We start from the raw sequence: 19,179 nt of genomic DNA on the forward strand, positions 1-19,179 counted from the left end.
TCAATCCAAATTCTTAACCTGCTTTTTGCGTGGCACGTCGCGCTTTCAATGAAACTTAATTTGCTTAGACCAAACAAATTTTGACTACTGGATTCTGTCTTGCTATGGTTCCGCCACTTGATAAGAAGGCATCAGCCGCACTCGCAATGGGCAGCAAGATTCGCGCATTGCGGCAGCGACTAAAACGCACGCTCGATGAAACGGCAAAAGCGGCAGGCATCTCGAAGCCGTTTCTATCGCAAGTGGAACGCGGGCAGGCCACGCCTTCGATCACGTCGCTAGTGGGCATTGCGCAGGCGTTGGGTGTCACGGTGCAGTACTTCGTGGAGACGCCGACGGAAGCCAAGTCGGTGTGTCGCGGTGACGAACTGAGATTTTTTGGGTTTGCCGATTCGGCGAATCTGTTTGGCCGGCTGACGAATCTGTCGACCGACCGCAAGCTGGAAGCGATCCTGGTGAAGATGCCAGCCGGCCAGCAGCCGTCGGAAGTGACGACGCACGCAGGAGAAGAGTTTTTATACGTGATGAGCGGGCAGATCGCTCTCACACTCGAAGGTACAACGTTCGTGTTGCAGGCTGGTGACACCGCGCACTACGAGTCAACGGTCCCGCATGCATGGGCTAACACCGCAGGCGAAGAAACAGTGCTCGTCTGGGTAGGAACACCAAGATTGTTTTAGGGAAGCGTTCTGATTTTCGGCAGCGTAGGGTCTGGAAATTTCCATAAGTACTACTACAGGTTAACCCGCATTCGAACGTATGGCCCTCCTTAAGTCGTGAGTCAATTTAGCCAAAAGCCAGGATTGACTCACTGATTGAAGTGCGCGTGAAAGCTTTATAATTCATTTGTAATGTTTTAGTAGTCCGAAATTAAATAAGCTGAAGTGCCCCTGTCTATCTCGCTGCAATGGTTTAGACGATGGTTGCGCGGTTTGTTGAGTTGTAAGCGCGGGGCAACTTTGGCGAATCGTAGCGAAACGTCGCTGCAAATCGAGTAGGGAGGTTCACAAGACCTCTCTTCGCACAACAGGTGTGGCCTTACTGACGAGTGAGAAGGGGAAAAATGAAACAACGGGCATTGGCGTTGGCCATCAGAAGAATAATCTGGGCCGAACTAGCACTGACCACCGCGATCGCCGCTCCGGCTTTCGCGCAAAGCCAACCGGCAGCACCGGTTGCTGCGACCGCAGGTGCAGCGGCTCCGGACGCTGCTTCGGGCGCCGCGACAACAGGGGCAGAGAAGAACGTCAAGCAGCTGAAGACGTTTGAAGTGACGGGTTCGCTGATCCGTCAGTCGGACAAGACCGGCTTCCAGGCAGTTCAGACTGTCACGCAGAAGGATATTCAGGCAAGTGGCGCGACCACGGTGTCGGACTTCTTGCGTACGACTTCGGCCAACTCCGCCAGCAGCTGGGGCGATAACTACACGTACAGCACGGCACCGGGCGGCGCGGGTATCGCACTGCGCGGCCTGAGCGAAAAGTACACGCTGGTGCTGATCGACGGTCAGCGTGTGGCGCCTTACGCGCTGAACACGAACTTTACCGATTCGTTCGTCGACCTGAACTCGCTGCCGCTCAACATGATCGATCGTATCGAGATCGTGAAGACGGGCGCAGTGTCGCAGTACGGTTCGGACGCAATCGCAGGCGTGGTGAACATCATCACCAAGCACGACTTCCAGGGTCTGCAACTGGACGGTAGCCTCGGCGGCGCGCAACACGGCGGCGCAGGCACGGACAAGTTCAACATCCTCGGGGGCTTCGGCAACCTGACTTCGGACGGCTACAACTTCACGGCAGCCGCCAGCTATCAGCACACGGCCGGTATCGACCTCGCCGAGCGCGACACGACCTCCAGCCAGATCTTCGGGATCGGCAACAACCAGGCAACGTCCTTCTGGCAAACGCCTAACGGCCCGGTGGCAGTGGGCAATTGCGCCGGCGGCAAGACGATTTCGACCGCCAACTCGCTCACGGCAGCCTTCCAGCCTGGCACAGCTTGCGCGTACAACACGGCAAGCACAGATTCGCTGGCTCCGCAAAGCGAGCGCGCGAACGTCAAGCTGCATGGCGATTTCAAGATCAACGATAACGTTCAGGCGTTCGCTGACATTTGGGACAGCTACGCTACGAGCTCTATCACGACGAACGTACAGCAATTCAGCGGTCTCGGATCGCCGCTGACGTACTCGCCGGGCACCGGCATCGTGGCGCAGAACAACGCGGTTGCGGCTAACAACCCGTACAACCCGTTCGGCGTTGCCACGCCGATCAACTATGTGTTCCCGAACGCGCCGACCAATGTCAATTCGACCTCGAATTTCTGGGCGTTTTCGACTGGCGTGAAGGGTACGTTCGATACGCCGAAGTGGGGTAGCTGGAACTGGGCAACCAGTTATGGCCACTCGCAGAGCGTGGTCGCAGTCACGGACACGAACGCGATCAACACCGCGGCGTATCAAAATGTTCTGGCCGGTGGCTATGACTTCGCCGATCCGTCGCAGACGCCGAACGGCCTGAACGGTCTGTTCACGAACCCGGAATATCTGGCTATCTCGAAGCTCGACGTTGTCGACGCAACGATTTCGACGCCGAATCTGTTCACGCTGCCGACAGGCGATGTGGGCGTGGGCTTCGGTACCCAGTTCCAGCATCAAAGCGAATACATCTCGAACCCGACCGGTGCGGATACGGGCCAGACGCTTATCGCAGGTATTCCGCTGCAATCGGCTGACTCGAGCCGCAACGTGGCAGCGGTCTACTACCAGATCGATGTGCCTATCATCAAGAACCTGACGTTCAGCCAGGCCGGCCGTTACGACTACTACAACCAGTTTGGTGGTGCGTTCTCGCCGCGCTTTGCTTTGCGCTATCAACCGCTGCAGGCGTTCACGGCTTACGCGTCGTTCAACCGCGGTTTCCGCGCGCCGACGATGGTCGAGTCTTCGCGTAGCGCGTCACTGGGTTCCCAATCGGCGATCGATACGGATCCGAACAGCGCCCAATCGGGTCAGGATGTCAGCGTTGCCGAACTGATGCACGGTAACCCGAATCTGCAACCGGAGCACACGAAGAACTACAACATCGGTTTCGAGTTGTCGCCGGTGCATAACACGGACATCGGTTTCGACTGGTACAAGATCGACGTGACGAACGTGATCGGGATTGCCCCGCTGCAACCGACGGTTGACGCGAACAATCCGGCCACCGTGGTCCGCGATCCGAACTCGGGCGTGATCGACTACGTCAACTCGCAACTGGTCAACTTCTCGTACCTGCATACGGACGGTTTCGAGGCAACGTTCCGTCAGGCGTTGCCGACCAAGCTCGGTACGTTTGCACTGTCGACCGACTGGGCCTACGTGTGGCACTTCCAGACCCCGGGTCTGGCAAGCGGCAACACCGATGCGGCTGGCAACAACAGCTCGCTGGCACTGTCGTTCGGTGGTTCGTTCCCGCGCTGGAAGGGCAACACGACACTCAGCTGGCAGTCGCCTGACCGCAAGTGGAATACGGCTTTGACGTGGGATTATACGGGCCCGTACGCCAACAGCACGATGGCTTCGGAATTCGGCACGCCGGGTATCCCGACGGAAATCGGTTCGATGAGCGTGTTCAACGCAACGGTAACGTACACGGGCTTCAAGCACTGGACCCTGTATGCCGGCATCGACAACATTTTCAACAAGGCGCCGCCGTACGACCCGAACTTCGCGTACTACCCGTTCTATCAGACCGGTTACGACACGTCGCTGTATAACTACATCGGCCGTTACGGTCAGATCGGCGCAACGTATAAGTTCTAATAAGAAGTTGTAAGCCTGTTGACGATTGGTCGCTCCGGCATTCTTTGTGCCGCCGGAGCGACTTTTTTTCGTAAGTAGCACACTGTCGACTTCTCCGTACGTCGCCGTGGCCGTCGTAAATCACGCCGGACCCGGTCAGCGCGAGAAGAAAGCAGTTATTGTTGCAGGCGAGAGGAGGCGGGTATTGTGCTCCTTGTCGCGAAGCTAACCTGTAATGCGAGGCGCCATGCGACGCCTTAAGTGACCCGGCCGATGGCGATTGGCGTCGTCCTGGTCGATCCGACGAACCGCGTGTCGGCCACAAGCCCGCGCGCGACCTACGCATACTGATGATGAGACTTGTGAAGTTTCGGTTGCCGCGCGCCCTAAGGACGATCTCTGGCGCAGTGGTGACCCGGCAGGCCGTTACCTGCATCGCTCCCGCGCTGGCCGCCGCGCTGCTGGGTGCCATGAGTCTGGCGGCCACGCCCGCTGCGGCGAGCACCTCGCTTGCCCAGTACGACCAGCCCAAATATCCCGCCAATTTCACGCATTTCGACTACGCGGATCCCAACGCGCCCGATCAAGGCACGCTGAGCTTCCAGAACTACAGCGAACTGCAAAGTTACGACTCGCTCAATCCGTTTCTGGTCCGTGGCGCGCCTGCGCCGGACATCCAGAATCTGATGTTCGATACGCTGATGCAGCGTAGCTGGGACGAACTGGCCTCCGAATACGCGTTGATCGCGAAAGATGTCGAGGTGGCGCCGGATCTGACTTCCGCGACCTTCCACATCAACCCTGCCGCGCGCTTTTCGAATGGCGACCCGATCACGGCCGCCGACGTCAAATATTCTTTCGATACGCTGACGAGTCCGCAAGCGTCGCCGCTGTTCAATGCGCAATTCTCGATCATCAAGAGCGCGACGGTGGTCGACAAGATGACGATCCGCTTCGATTTCAGGCGGGCAGAGCGCGATGCGCCGCTGATTGCCGGCGATCTGCCGGTGTTCTCGCCGAAATGGGGCATGACGGCCGACGGCAAACGTCCGCCGTTCGACCAGACCGCAACCGTGCCGCCGATCGCCAGCGGCGCGTATCTGATCGCGCAGCGCAAGAACGACAAGGACATCGAATACGTCCGGAATCCTCACTATTGGGCGGCGGACCTGCCGACGCGGCGCGGCATGTTCCGCTTCGACCGCATCCGTTTCAAGCTGTATCTGGACCAGTACACGCAGCTAGAGGCCTTCAAGGCAGGCGACGCGGACGTCAAGGTCGAATACAGCGCGACCCAGTGGGCCCGCAAATATGTGGGCAAGAACTTCAAGAATGATCTGCTCAAGCAGGTCAACGTGCCGGATGGCCCGGCCCAGATGCAAGGATTCCTGATCAATCTGCGCAAGCCGATGTTCAAGGACGTGCGTGTGCGTCACGCGCTGGCGCTGGCGTTCGACTACGACTGGATGAACCGGATGATGTTCTACGGCCAGTACGTGCGTCTGAACAGCTTTTTCGACGCCAGTCCGTTTGGCGCGACTGGCGTGCCGAGTCCGAAAGAACTCGCGTTGCTCGAGCCGTTCCGGTCCGACCTGCCGCCCGAAGTATTCGGTCCGGCAGTGAAGCAGGCCAACACGCTGCCGCCGAACTCGCTGCGCGGCAATCTGCGCGAAGCTCGCGATCTGCTCGCGCAAGCCGGCTGGCACTACCGCGACGGTGCGCTGCGCGACGACAACGGCAATCCGATGACGATCGAGATCATCGACGACCAGCCGGGCATGGACCGTCTGATCCTGCCGTACATGCAGGCGCTCAGCACGCTCGGTATTCAGGCGCATATGCGCGAGATCGACAGCGCGCTGTACCAGAAGCGTCTCGACAACTTCGAGTACGACATGACCACCTACATCTACAACCCGGTGACGATTCCGGGTGCGGAACTGGAGCGGCGCTTCGGCAGTGCGGCCGCCACGCAGGTGGGTTCGGAAAACTATCCGGGCATCCAGTCGAAAGCGGTCGATGCGCTGGTTCATGCCGCACTTTCGGCGGATAACCTCGAGGACCTCGAAGCGGCCACCCGCGCGCTCGATCGTGTGCTGATCAACGAGTACTACCTCGTGCCGCAGTACTACAACCCGAATTCCCGCATCGGCTACAAGACGACGCTCGCGTATCCGAAGGTCACACCGGTCACGTATCAGGCCGAAGACTGGATCATCGACTACTGGTACAAGAAACCGCAGGCTGCGCCGGGCGCAGCCACCGCGACTTCCGCGCCGTCCGCAGCAAACTGAGGTGCATCATGCTTGCTTATATTCTTAGACGTCTGTTGTTGATGGTGCCGACCTTGATCGGCGTCGTGACCTTGACCTTTGTCGTCACGCAGTTCGTGCCGGGTGGGCCGGTCGAACAGGTGATGACGCAACTCCGCCACGGCAAAAGCCGTGGCGGAGAGGCGGGGGCGGGCGGTGGCGGTTATCACGGCAGCCAGGGCGTCGATCCTCAGCAGCTCGAACAGATCAAGAAGCAGTTCGGTTTCGACAAGCCGCCGCTCACGCGTTACTTCCTCATGATGAAGAACTACGCGACCTTCAATCTCGGGCAGTCCTACTATCAGCACGACAGTGTCTGGGACGTCATCAAGTCCAAGCTGCCGGTGTCGATCACGCTCGGCTTATGGACGGTGATACTCACCTATCTGATATCGGTGCCGTTGGGCATTGCGAAAGCAGTGCGCAACGGCTCCCGCTTCGATACGGTGACCAGCGTGCTGGTGCTGTCGGGTTACGCCATTCCAGGCTTCGTGCTGGGCGTGCTGCTGCTGATGCTGTTTGGCGGCGGCACGTTCTGGCAGGTCTTTCCGATGCGCGGTCTCACGTCGGATAACTTCCAGGACCTGAGCGCGTTCGGCAAGATGCTCGATTACCTGTGGCACATCGTGCTGCCGGTGACGGCGTCGGTGGTGGGTAACTTCGCCATCGTCACCATTCTGACCAAGAACACGTTCCTCGAGGAGATTGGCCGGCAATACGTGCTGACGGCACGAGCCAAAGGGGCGCCGGAGCGCGACGTGCTGTGGAAGCACGTGCTGCGCAACGCGGCGATTCCGCTGCTGACAGGTTTGCCCGCCGCTTTCGTGGGCGCATTCCTGAACGGCAACCTGCTGATCGAAACCCTGTTCTCGCTCGACGGCATGGGCCAACTGTCGTACGACTCCGTGATCCGCCGCGATTACCCGGTCGTCCTCGGTTCGCTCTTTCTGTTCACGCTGATCGGTCTTGTAACCAAACTTATTGCTGACGTCTGCTATGTCCTCGTCGACCCCCGCATCCAATTCAACCGCCTGGGCCGTTGACCCGTCGGCCGTCACGCTCGTCGCGTCGGTGTCGCCGTGGCGGCGCACGTGGCTGCGTTTCAAGAGTCAGCGTCTCGGTTACTGGAGCCTGCTGATTTTTGCCGCGCTGTTCGTGATCAGCCTGTTCGGCGAAGTGCTGGCCAACGACCGTCCGCTGATCGTGCGCTATGACGGCCACTACTACTTTCCGATCGTGAAGGACTATCCGGAGACGGTGTTCGGCGGCGACTTCGCCGCCAGGACCAACTACCTTGATCCGTATATCCGCTCGCGTTTCCAGGCTAACGGCAACTTCGCGGTCTATCCGCCGAATCATTACCACTACGACACGATCGACTACTTCGCGGCGCATCCCTATCCGGCGCCGCCTTCGTCGAGCAACTGGCTGGGCACCGATCAGTTCGGTCGCGATGTGCTGTCGCGGCTGCTGTACGGCTTCCGCCTGTCGGTGCTGATGGCGTTCGCGCTGACGGTCTCCGGCGTGGCGATCGGCGTGCTGACCGGTGCGGTGCAGGGCTTCTACGGCGGGCGAACCGACCTGATCGGGCAGCGCCTGATCGAAATCTGGAGTTCGATGCCCGACCTGTATCTGCTCATCATTTTCGCGTCGATTTTCGAACCGACCCTGTGGCTGCTCTTCATCCTGTTGTCGATGTTCGGCTGGCTGGTGTTGTCGGACTACGTGCGCGCGGAGTTCCTGCGTAACCGTTCGCTCGACTATGTGAAGTCGGCTCGCACCATGGGCCTCTCGAGCTGGCAGATCATGTGGCGTCACGTGCTGCCCAACAGTCTGACTCCGGTGATCACGTTCCTGCCGTTCCGCATGAGCGCGGCGATCCTGTCGCTCACCAGTCTCGACTTCCTCGGTCTCGGGGTGCCGCCGCCGACGCCGAGCCTCGGCGAGTTGCTGGCCGAAGGCAAGAACAATCTCGACGCATGGTGGATTTCGATCTCGGCGTTCTCGGCGCTGGTGATCACGCTGCTGTTGCTGACCTTCATGGGCGACGCCTTGCGCAACGCGCTCGATACACGCACGCGCGGCTCGGCATTTGGGGGTGGCAAGTAATGAACAAGCCTTTGAACAGACCCTTGCTGGAGATCGACCGCTTTTCCGTGCGTTTCGGCGAGAAGGTGGCTGTGCAGGAATTGAGCCTGTCGATTGCGCGCGGCGAACGCGTGGCGCTGGTCGGCGAATCGGGCTCGGGCAAGAGCGTGACGGCGTTGTCGATTTTGCGGCTCGTGGGCGAGGCGCAATTGGGCGGCCGCATGCTGCTCGACGGCGAAGACCTGTTGCAGAAGACCGAGCAGCAGATGCGCGGGATTCGCGGCGCGGATGTCGCGATGGTGTTTCAGGAGCCAATGACGGCTCTCAATCCGTTGTATACGGTCGGCAAGCAGATTGCCGAAAGCCTGCGCTTGCACGAAGGCTTGCGGCCGAATGCGGCGCGCGAGCGCGGCATCGAACTGCTGCGCCGCACGGGCATTCCGGAGCCGGAGCGTCGCATCGACAGTTTTCCGCACCAGTTGTCCGGCGGTCAGCGCCAGCGCGCGATGATCGCCATGGCGCTGGCCTGTCGGCCGCGCCTGTTGCTGGCCGACGAACCGACCACCGCACTCGACGTGACGGTTCGCCAGCAGATCGTCGATCTGCTGATCGAATTGCAGGAGCAGGAAGCGGCCGAGCGCGGCATGGCGGTGCTGCTGATCACGCACGACCTGAATCTGGTGCGACGTTTCGCGCAGCGCGTGGCGGTGATGGAAAAAGGTGTGCTGGTCGAAACCAATACTACGCATGCGCTGTTTTCGAATCCTCAGCATCCCTATACGAAACGCCTGCTCGACAGCGAGCCGCAGCGCAGCATCGACGATGTGGAAGAGGGCGCGCGGAAAATTCTCGACGTCAAGGGGCTGGCCGTGGACTATCACGTGTCGGCAAAAGGCTTGCGTTCGATTTTCGGCAAGTCGACCTTCCGCGCGGTGCACGACGTGGATCTGACGTTGCGCCGCGGCGAGACGCTCGGCATCGTCGGTGAATCGGGTTCGGGTAAATCGACGCTCGCGGCCACGGTGCTCGGCTTGCAGCATCCTGCTGCCGGCAGCATCGACATTGACGGGCTGGCGCTCTCGTCGCTGAAGAACGCCAAGGCAAAGCGGGCGCTGTACGCGCGCATGCAGGTGGTGTTTCAGGATCCGTTCGGCTCGCTGTCGCCGCGGATGACGGTCGAACAGATCATCGGCGAGGGACTGGCCTTGCATCGTCCGGACATCGACGCTAAAACGCGCCGCAATCGCGTGGGCATGCTGCTCGAAGAAGTCGGCATGCCGGTCGAGTCGATGCTCAGGTATCCGCACGAATTCTCCGGCGGCCAGCGTCAGCGTATTGCGATTGCTCGTGCGCTGGCGGTGGAGCCGGAACTGCTGGTGCTCGACGAACCGACCAGCGCGCTCGACGTGTCGATCCAGAAACAGGTGCTGAATCTGCTGACCAATCTGCAGAAAAAGTACCAGCTGAGCTATCTGTTCATCACGCACGATCTCGCGGTGATGAAGGCGATGGCGCATCGGGTGATCGTGATGAAATCGGGCCGTATTGTCGAAGCGGGCGATACGATGGACGTGCTGCATGCGCCATCACACCCTTATACGCAATCGCTGCTGGCGTCGTCGTTGATGGTGCCGCAGGCAGATGTCCAAGAGAAAATCGCATGATTGACGAACGGTGGGCGCAAGCTGCCCGCGCGCTGAAGAGCGACGCGGATTTCTGGTCGCTGCGCATCGTCGACGAGACGATCGATGCTCACGAAGTCCGGAACGACGTCGCGCAGCCGCTGCGGACCGTGCGCGACCGCGGCGCCATGCTGATCGCCTACGTCGGCGCGGGCGCGGGTTATGCGGCGAGCGCCAACCTTTCGGTAGCCGGACTGCAGGCTGCGCTCGATATCGCTACCGCACGTGCCAGAGCGAGCGGTGCGCTGTCGCTGATCGACCACCGCGAGATTGCGCGACCGGCTACGAGCGGCCGCTATGTGTCGCCGAACGCAGAGCATGCCTTACCGAGCCGCCGTGAGTGGCTCGAGCGGCTGGCGCGCGAATGCGCGGCTGCCCAGATCGATCCGCGCATCGTCGAGCGTACGGCGAACGTGCAGGTCACGCAGACTGACCAGCTGTACATCACCGGCGACGGCGTGCGGATCGATCAGCATTTCCGCTTCGTGATGCCGCAGTTGAGCGTCGCCGCGCATGCCGATGGCGACACGCAAGTGCGTACGCTGAACGGCAGCTACGGCACGCTCGCGCAGGGCGGTCTCGAAGTGCTGGCGCGTTATGGCTTCGACGGTGCCGGTGCGCGCGTCGCCCACGAGGCGCTGCAATTGCTGGCTGCGCCGAACTGCCCCTCGGGCAAGCGCGATCTGCTGCTGATGCCGGACCAGATGATGCTGCAGATCCACGAATCGATCGGCCATCCGCTGGAACTCGACCGCATTCTCGGCGACGAGCGCAATTTCGCCGGCTGGAGCTTCGTGAAGCCGGAGATGTTCGGCAACTATCAGTACGGCTCAGCATTGCTGAACGTCACGTTCGATCCGGAACTGCGCGAAGAGGCGGCGTCCTACGCTTTCGACGACGACGGCAGCGCGGCCGTGAAGCACTATCTGATCCGCGACGGGGTGCTGGAGCGGCCGCTCGGCGGTGCGCTGTCGCAGCAACGTGCGAACCTGCCCGGTGTGGCGAATTCGCGCGCGTCGAACTGGAATCGCCCGCCGATCGACCGGATGGCGAATCTGAATATCGAACCGGGCGATCAATCGCTCGACGAGATGATCGGCCATATCGAACACGGAATTCTGATGCGCACCAACACGTCGTGGTCGATCGACGACCATCGCAACAAATTCCAGTTCGGCTGCGAGTTCGGTCAGCTGATCGAAAACGGCGAGCTGACCCAGGTCGTCAAGCAGCCCAATTATCGCGGCATTTCGGCGAACTTCTGGCGCAGCCTTTCCGCGGTCGGCGACGCGAGTACGCGCCAGGTGTTCGGCACGCCGATGTGCGGCAAGGGCGAGCCGGCGCAGGTCATCCGGGTCGGCCATGCATCGCCTGCCTGCGTGTTCAGCAACATCGACGTGTTCGGAGGCGCATGATGAGCGACTCGTTGATAGCGCGGGGCGAGACGGCGGTGGACTGGCAGCGTCATTTTCTGCTGCTCGCGAATGCGATCGACTGCGCACAGCAAGGCGGCGAAATCACGCTGACCTCGTTCTCCGCGGAGCAATCCGATTTCATCCGCTTCAACGCGGGCAAGGTGCGGCAAATCGGCAGCGTCTCGCAAGGCAAGCTGACGCTGCGCCTGATTGACGGCGCGCGTCAGGCCTATTCGACGCTGACGGTGTGCGGCGACGCCGACACCGATCTGCAGGACGTGAGCCACGCGCTCGCCGCCTTGCGCGAAGGGCTGCGCGACGCCCCGGACGATCCCCATCTGCTGTTCGACACCTCGCAATGGGAACGCTCGACGCGCCGCGCCGGCAAGGTCGCGGAGCCGCAAGCGCTGGTGCGCACCGTCGCAGAATGCGCAAAGGGTCTGGATTTCGTGGGGTTTTATGCAGGCGGCACGATTGTGCGCGGCTTTGCATCGACCAAAGGCAGTCGTGGCTGGTATGAAGTCAGCAACTTCAACTTCAGCTGGTCGCTCTACGACCCGAGCGGTCGCGCCATCAAGACCAGCTACGCGGGCGATCACTGGAGCGATGCGACCTTCGCCCGCAAGGTCGAACAGGCCGCCGCACGCTTGCCGATTCTCGCGCTGACGCCGCGCGCGCTGTCGCCGGGACATTACCGTGCGTATCTCGCACCGGCCGCGCTCGAAGAACTGTTGGGTGTGACCGCATGGAGCGGTTTTTCCGCGCGCGCGCAGGCCACCTCGCGCAGCGAACTGTACAAGCTGCATACGGGCGAGGTCGCGCTGGATCCGCGTGTGACGCTGACTGAAGACCTGAGTCTCGGCATCACACCGGGTTTCAACGAAGACGGCTATCTGCGCGCGAGCGTGCCGCTGATTCAGGATGGCCGCAGCCTGGAGCGCCTGACCAATGCCCGCAGTGCCCGCGAGTACGGTTTGCAGCCGAACGGTGCGTTGGACTCCGAAGCACCGGTGGCGTTGTCGATGGAAGGCGGCGATCTCGCCGAAGACGATGTGCTGGCGCAGCTCGATACGGGCCTTTATATCGGCAACCTCTGGTACGTCAATTTCTCGGACCGGATGAATTGCCGCCTGACGGGCATGACGCGCTTCGCGACCTTCTGGGTCGAACGCGGTCAGATCGTCGCGCCGGTGGAAGCGATGCGTTTCGACGACAGCATGTACCGGCTGCTCGGCGATCAGCTGGAGCGCCTGGGCGCGCAGCCCGAACTGCTGTTGAGCGATTCCACCTGGGGCGAACGCGGCACCGGCGGGATGCATCTGCCAGGGCTGCTCGCACGCTCGTTTGAACTGACGCTGTAAATGGATGGCTAGAATCGCGACAACCCACGCAGGGTGGCCGTTGCCGTAGGGGTCGGCGATATACTGACCGGCTCGGAAAACGGCCGCGAGGCACGACGGCGAACCCGGCACGCCTCGTTGACGCGCCGTCCTTCGTGCAGCACTGACAGGAAGCCTGAGTGCCCTCATTTTTCATCGACCGACCGGTCTTCGCCTGGATTGTCGCGCTCGCCATCATCGTGGCGGGTGCGTTAGCCATTCCGCAACTGCCTGTCGCCCAATATCCGCGTCTGTCGCCGCCGCGTATCGTGATCGTGGCGAGCTATCCGGGCGCCGCGACCGAAGTGGTGGACGGCGACGTGGGCAGCATCATCGAGGAGAGTCTCGATGGCGCCGATGGTATGTTGTACTACGAAACCAGCAGCGACGGCCAGGGCAACCTGGAAATCGACGCCACCTTCTCGCCGGCCACCAATCCCGACATCGCGATGGTCGATGTGCAAAACCGTCTGAAGCAGGTCGAGCCACGCCTGCCGCAACAGGTGGTGCAAAACGGCATCAGCGTGTTCAAGGCGTCCAACACGTTCCTGATGCTGGTAGCGCTGACCTCGGCCGACGGCACGAAGGACTCGACGGAACTCAGCAACTATCTGAACCGCTACATCATGCGCGAACTGAAACGCGCACCGGGAGTGGGTTCAGCGGAGTTGTGGGACTCCGATCAGGCGTTGCGGATCTGGATCGATCCGGTGAAGCTGCGCGAATACGGTCTCGCCGCCGGCGACGTGAACGCCGCGATCATGGCGCAGAACGCTACGGTGACAGCCGGCACGCTCGGCGACGCGCCATTCGTGCCGGGCCAGCAGCTGGTCGCTTCGGTACACGTCAAGGGGCAACTGATCTCGCCGGACGAATTCGGCCTGATCGTACTGAAGGCGAAGCCTGACGGTTCCGCCGTGCGTCTGCGCGACGTGGCACGAGTCGAGCTCGGCCGCGACGACTATTCGTTCTGGTCGCGTCTGAATGGCCGCTCGTCGGCAACGGTCGGCATTCAGTTAGGACCGCGTGGCAATGCACTGGAAACCTCGAACGCGATTCGCGAACGTCTCGCAGAACTGTCGAAGAGCTTGCCGCCCGGCGTGGTGGTCGAAATTCCTTTCGACAGCGCGCATTTCGTGCAGATCGCGATTCGCGAGGTGGTGTACACGCTGATCGAAGCGGTGGTGCTGGTGTTCTTCGTGATGTGGCTGTTTCTGCGCGACCTGCGTTACACGCTGGTGCCCACGGTGGTGATTCCGGTCACGCTGATGGGCGCGTTTCTGGCGATGTGGGCGTTCGGTCTTTCGATCAACGTGTTCACGATGTTCGGCCTCGTGCTGGCGATCGGCATTCTGGTCGACGATGCGATCGTGGTGGTCGAAAGCGTGCACCGCGTGATGGAAGAGGAAGGCCTGCCGCCGCGCGAAGCGACCCGCAAGGCAATGACGCAGATCGGCAGCGCGATCGTGGGCGTGACCGCGGTGCTGACGGCGGTATTCGTGCCGATGGCATTTTTCCCCGGCAGCGTCGGCGGTATCTACCGGCAGTTTTCGGTGGCGATGATCGCCTCGATGCTGGTGTCGTCATTCATGGCGCTCTCGCTCACGCCGGCGCTGTGCGCGAACCTGCTGAAGCCCACCGGCACCAAGCCGCATCAGCGCGAGGCGCGCCGCGGCCTGCGCGGCTTCTTCGCACGTGGCGCGTCGCGATTCGCAGAGGGTTTCGACAGCGCGTCGCTAGGCTATCGCTGGCTCACCACGCGCACCGTGCAGCGGCTTGGGCGGGTGCTGGCCGTGTATGCGGTACTGGTGGGCATCTGCGGATTGCTCTACTGGCAGATGCCGAGCGGTTTTCTGCCTACTGAAGATCAGGGGCAATTGCAGGTGATGATCCAGTTGCCGGCCGGTTCGACCCAGGCACGCACGCTGGACGTGATCAAACGGGTCGAAGCGATTCTGCATCGCCACCCGGAAATCGCGCACGTGACGAGCCTGATCGGCTGGAGCTTCCAGGGCACCGGTCAGAACGTCGGCATGGCGTTCGTCGAACTGAAGGACTGGGACAAGCGCAAGCTCAGTGCGATGGACTTGCAGGACAAGTTGAACGAGGAGTTCACGAGCATTCTCGATGGTCAGGTGGACGCCCAGTTGCCGCCTTCGGTGCCGGGTGTCGGACACTCGGACGGCTTTGTGTTCCGGCTCGAGGATCGTGGCGGCGTCGGGCTCGACGGCTTGAAGGCGGCGCGCGAAGCGCTGTTCGCGAAGGCGAAGTCGGATCCGGCGCTCGCCGACGTGCACTCCGAAGACCTGCCCGACGCACCGCGCGTCGAATTGACGATCGACCGCGCCAAGGCCTATGCACTCGGTGTCTCGTTCGACAAGATTTCGGATCTGCTGGGCAGCACCTTCGGCTCGACCTATGTGGACGATTTCCCGGCGGCCGGACGCATGCGGCGCGTGGTGGTGGAGGGCGACGCATCAACGCGCATGACCGACGACGATCTGATGGCGCTCGCCGTGGAGAATGCGCAGGGCAATATGGTGCCGCTGTCGGCGATTGCCTCGCGCACGTGGACTGTTGGGCCGGTGGCGCTGTCGCGCTACAACGGCTATCCGTCGCTTGACGTGAGCGGCCGCGCGGCGCGCGGCTACAGTTCGGGCGCCGCGATGGCCGAGATGGAGCGGCTCGCGGCGGCGTTGCCGGTGGGTGTCGCGTATGACTGGGTGGATGCAGCGCGCGAGGAAACCGTCGCGGAGAAACAGACGCCGCTCCTGATCGGCTTGTCGTTGCTGGCCGTGTTCATGGCGCTGGCCGCGCTGTACGAAAGCTGGACGATTCCGTTTGCCGTGCTGATGGTAGTGCCGCTCGGGGTGATCGGCGCGGTGTCGGCGGTACTGATGCGCGGCATGCCGAACGACGTGTACTTCAAGGTGGGGATGATCACGGTGATTGGCCTTTCGGCGAAGAACGCGATTCTGATCGTGCAGTTTGCCCGCGATCTGCACGCCCGTGGCGTGCCGTTGACGCGCGCGGTGATCGATGCGGCCGGTGCGCGTTTCCGCCCGATCGTGATGACCTCGGCGGCGTTTTTGCTGGGCGTGGCGCCGCTAGTGGTGTCGAGCGGGGCGGGGGCCGAGAGCCGCCAGTCGATCGGTACCGGTGTGTTCGGCGGGGTGCTGGCGGCGACCCTGTTCGGGCTGATGTTCGCGCCGGTGGCGTTCCATGCGGTGGTGTCGCTCACCCAACGGCGACGCGGGCGTCCGGGCGCGTCTGAGCATGCTGTGAAGGAAGGGCATCAGCCGGATCCGGCGCGGCCCGCACGCACGGATCTCGAGCGGGAGCAGCAGGAAACCAGCAGTAAATGACTCCCCAATGATCGGCCAATGAGCCGCCAATGAGCCACTGAGGGGCGGCGCGGCCGCCTCGCAGCGGCTGTCATCTCAGCCGTCTGGCGAGGGCGTTCACGGGTGAAGCGGGCGTCCGGCTTACCCCCGTCCAGCTTTTCGATAGTAAAATGGCCTATTTTTTGGTGATCGACCGAAATCTACCTGACAGGTTGCCGGCGCGGCGGGTCGCAGCGGCTGAGTTCTTGGTGAATGGTCTGTGCGTCATCGAATTCCCAACTATCAATGTCAACTCTCTCGGAGAATTTTATGACGTCCTTGAATTATGAAGCAGCCGGGGTTGATTACAGCGTTATCGATCCATTAAAAATTGCCGCTCAGAAAGCCGCAAAGAATACTGCTGTTAATCTGGCTCGCCATGGTTTTCGGGAGTTGGAAGAATCTCGCGGTGAGTCGGCCTATGTGGTTGAAATGGGCTCGGTTTTAATCGCATCGATTACTGAATGTCTTGGAACCAAGGTTCTGATTACCGACGAGGTTTATCAGACCACCGGCAAGAGCCACTATGCGGCGATCGCGCAAGATACGCTCGCCATGGCCATTAACGACCTCATCACGGTCGGTGCAACGCCGGTGTCCGCTCACGCTTACTGGGCCGCGGGCGGCAACGACTGGTTCGCCGACACCAAACGCGCCACGGATCTGATCAACGGCTGGCAAGCCGCCTGCGACTTCTGCGGCGTCGCGTGGGGCGGTGGGGAAACGCCTAACCTGTCGGGCGTGGTGGTGGATGGACGGATCGACCTGGCGGCTTCGTGCGTGGGTGTCGTGGCGGGCCGCGAACGGTTGACGCTGGGCAAAGATCTGGCGGCCGGCGATGCCATCGTCTTGTTGAGTTCCAGCGGCATTCATTCGAATGGCGTTTCACTCGCCCGTAAGCTCGCGGATTCGCTCCCGGAACGTTATGCGACTGTCATCGAAGACGGTCGGACGTACGGCGAGGCTTTGCTGGATCCCACGGTGCTTTATTCAAACGTGACGGAAGCGATTTTTAAAGCGGGCATTATTCCGAAATACACGGTTAATGTGACCGGTCATGGCTGGCGCAAGCTGATGCGTCATCCCGGTGAATTTACTTATGATATCCAGGCCATCCCGGCGGTCCCGCCTGTATTGAAGTTCATTACTTCGGTCGGAAACCTGGACATTAAAGAAGCCTATAGCACGCTTAATATGGGCGCCGGTTTCGCGATTTTCACCGCACCTGAAGATGCGGCTCGGGTTGTCGCGATTGCCGAAGGTCTCGGCATTACCGCGCTGGAAGCCGGCCGCGTCGAAGCGGGGCCGAAGCGGCTGCGGATCGCGCCGCTCGGGATCGAGTTTGGCGCAGCGGATTTGACGGTGAGATAAGCAGGGGAGTGCAAAAAGTTGCGCCGCAAACCGGGACTTCGAGAGTCCGGTTTGCGGCGCAAGTGACTACGGTGCGGTTGGAGCGGAGAGCGGCTTACTTCGACGCCACCAGAATCCACAAACGTGCCAGATCGGCCGAGCCATCGTCGCCCTTGACTGCCTTGAACGCCTGAATCGCCTTCGCCTTCTGTCCTGCGACGAAATACGCCTCGCCCAGATGCAGTTGCGCCTGATCCGGGTGATCGAGACCGCCCTTGGCAATCGCCGCTTCCATCGCGGCCAGACCTTGCGGTGCCTGACCCGCGAACACCTGATTGAACGCCAGATCGAAGGCCGGAATCGGCACGCCGTTGCTGTCGACCGTGCTCGTGGCACGCTTGGCAGCCAGCGCCTGCAGGCGTTTCTCGCGATCCGCACCGGCATCGTGACCCAGCACGCCTGAGGAGAAGCCCTGATCGATCACCTGCTTGCCTTCAACGGGCGTGCCCGCCACGATCGACAACTGCGTCATCTGCATGTAGTCGTCAGCCGTCGTCAGCGCACCGGTAGCACGGCGTAGACGATAGGTGTCGATATCCAGTGCCGACGAATAACCCGGCTTGTTGCGAATCGCGGAGAACAGGTCGTCCCAGTACGACTGCTTCGGGTGGTACGCCACCAGCTTTTCGAGCGCACCGCGGTAGGTGGCCGAATCGTTGGACTTCTGTGCGCACGTACCCAGCAACTGCAGTTGCGATTCGTCCGGAGCATGACCGCCGCGCGCCTGAGCGTCGACGGTAGGCTTGAGCAGACTCACCACGTTCGCGCAGTCTCCCGACAGGTAGTAGGACTGGACCAGCAGGACGCGCATGTCCGGATCCGTGCCGCCGGCTTTCAGGTAACGCTGCGCAGTCCTGATGGCCTGCGGGTAGCTCTTTTCCTGAAAGTAGATGCCGGCGAGCGCAGCGGTGGTGCGCTGTTCATCCGCGCCCGTCAGCTTGCCTGAACTCAAAAGCGTTTCGTACGCCTTGGCTGCGGTAGCGGAATCGCCCGCTGCAGCAGCAGCGGCACCACGCATCTCTTCGACCATATAGTTTTCATATGGCGTCTTGTTCGGCACGGCGTCCGCCTGGGCGATCTTCGCCAGCGCGTCCTGGTACTTGTGAGCCCGGTACGAATCCTGCGCCGCGTTGAGCGGCTTGGCCACTTCGGGGCGCAGTGTGTCGGCGGCGTATGCGTTCGGCAGCACGACGAGGGCAGACAGCCCCCCGAAAGCGGCCGCAATCACGGCACGCTTGAACCGTTGATGGATCATTAGCACTCCCACATCCTTATTGCATGTACTGCTCGTTGCCGATCAGCCCGATTTTGGTTGCGCCGACGCGTTGCGCCGAAGCCAGCACGGCAGCGACGTCCTTGTACGGCACCAGCTTGTTCGGCAGCAGATGGATCTCGGCCTGCACCGGTTCAGCAGCAACCTGAGCCAGTTTGGCGTTGAGCGTGGCCTGGTCGGGGACGACCTGACCGTTCCACATCGTCGTGCCGTCGAAGTCGATATCGATCTGCACCACCTCCGGCTGGACCGCCGGCGGGGGAGGGTTGCCGACCGGCAAATTCATCTTGATGGCGTGCGTCTGAATCGGAATCGTGATGATCAGCATGATGAGCAACACCAGCATCACGTCGATCAACGGCGTGGTGTTGATGTCGACCATCACTTCCGGTTCGCCGCCACTGCCTGACGATACATTCATTCCCATAAACGACTCCCATGCAAAGCGGT

Annotated in this window: 12 protein-coding genes; 10 read left to right on the forward strand and 2 right to left on the reverse strand. The window is 61.5% G+C overall.

Features of this window, described 5'->3' with window-relative positions; all coding sequences use genetic code 11:
- The first annotated feature begins 104 nt into the window (after positions 1-104).
- The 10 genes from P3T43_RS20685 to P3T43_RS20730 all read left to right on the forward strand — a co-directional run bounded on the left by P3T43_RS20685 (position 105) and on the right by P3T43_RS20730 (position 17,417).
- The gene (locus tag P3T43_RS20685) at positions 105-680 is read left to right on the forward strand and encodes a cupin domain-containing protein (protein ID WP_429282907.1); all 576 of its coding nucleotides are present in this window, start codon (positions 105-107) and stop codon (positions 678-680) included.
- 383 nt (positions 681-1,063) lie between these two features.
- Entirely contained in the window at positions 1,064-3,808 is a 2,745-nt protein-coding gene (locus P3T43_RS20690; RefSeq protein WP_429282908.1) for a TonB-dependent receptor, read from the forward strand.
- Positions 3,809-4,257: 449 nt separating this feature from the next.
- Entirely contained in the window at positions 4,258-6,081 is a 1,824-nt protein-coding gene (locus P3T43_RS20695) for an extracellular solute-binding protein (protein WP_429282995.1), read from the forward strand.
- An 8-nt stretch (positions 6,082-6,089) separates the two neighbouring features.
- Positions 6,090-7,142 (forward strand): microcin C ABC transporter permease YejB, encoded by a 1,053-nt coding sequence (locus P3T43_RS20700; protein ID WP_429282909.1) that lies wholly within the window; start codon positions 6,090-6,092, stop codon positions 7,140-7,142.
- Positions 7,096-8,208 (forward strand): ABC transporter permease, encoded by a 1,113-nt coding sequence (locus P3T43_RS20705; protein ID WP_429282910.1) that lies wholly within the window; start codon positions 7,096-7,098, stop codon positions 8,206-8,208. Before P3T43_RS20700 ends, P3T43_RS20705 begins: the two co-directional genes overlap by 47 nt.
- Entirely contained in the window at positions 8,208-9,851 is a 1,644-nt protein-coding gene (locus P3T43_RS20710) for an ABC transporter ATP-binding protein (RefSeq protein WP_429282911.1), read from the forward strand. The genes P3T43_RS20705 and P3T43_RS20710 overlap by 1 nt, the downstream gene beginning before the upstream one ends.
- The gene (locus P3T43_RS20715) at positions 9,848-11,284 is read left to right on the forward strand and encodes a TldD/PmbA family protein (protein WP_429282912.1); all 1,437 of its coding nucleotides are present in this window, start codon (positions 9,848-9,850) and stop codon (positions 11,282-11,284) included. Before P3T43_RS20710 ends, P3T43_RS20715 begins: the two co-directional genes overlap by 4 nt.
- On the forward strand, positions 11,284-12,645 hold the full coding sequence (locus P3T43_RS20720) for a TldD/PmbA family protein (RefSeq protein ID WP_429282913.1): 1,362 nt from the start codon (positions 11,284-11,286) through the stop codon (positions 12,643-12,645). Before P3T43_RS20715 ends, P3T43_RS20720 begins: the two co-directional genes overlap by 1 nt.
- A gap of 158 nt (positions 12,646-12,803) precedes the next feature.
- Entirely contained in the window at positions 12,804-16,028 is a 3,225-nt protein-coding gene (locus P3T43_RS20725; RefSeq protein ID WP_429282914.1) for a multidrug efflux RND transporter permease subunit, read from the forward strand.
- A 288-nt stretch (positions 16,029-16,316) separates the two neighbouring features.
- Positions 16,317-17,417 carry an AIR synthase related protein gene (locus P3T43_RS20730; RefSeq protein WP_429282915.1) on the forward strand — a complete coding sequence of 367 codons (1,101 nt, stop codon included), beginning with the start codon at positions 16,317-16,319 and terminating at the stop codon, positions 17,415-17,417.
- A 94-nt stretch (positions 17,418-17,511) separates the two neighbouring features.
- On the opposite strand, the gene P3T43_RS20735 is transcribed toward P3T43_RS20730, so the two are convergent.
- Together P3T43_RS20735 and P3T43_RS20740 are read right to left on the reverse strand one after the other, a co-directional pair.
- Complete coding sequence (locus P3T43_RS20735) at positions 17,512-18,711, reverse strand: tetratricopeptide repeat protein (protein WP_429282916.1); 1,200 nt, start codon at positions 18,709-18,711, stop codon at positions 17,512-17,514.
- 16 nt (positions 18,712-18,727) lie between these two features.
- Positions 18,728-19,156: an ExbD/TolR family protein gene (locus tag P3T43_RS20740; protein ID WP_429282917.1), complete on the reverse strand. Its 429-nt coding sequence runs from the start codon at positions 19,154-19,156 to the stop codon at positions 18,728-18,730.
- Positions 19,157-19,179 lie beyond the last annotated feature (23 nt).

The sequence above is a fragment of the Paraburkholderia sp. GAS41 genome, from assembly GCF_050436545.1.
Lineage (GTDB): Bacteria > Pseudomonadota > Gammaproteobacteria > Burkholderiales > Burkholderiaceae > Paraburkholderia.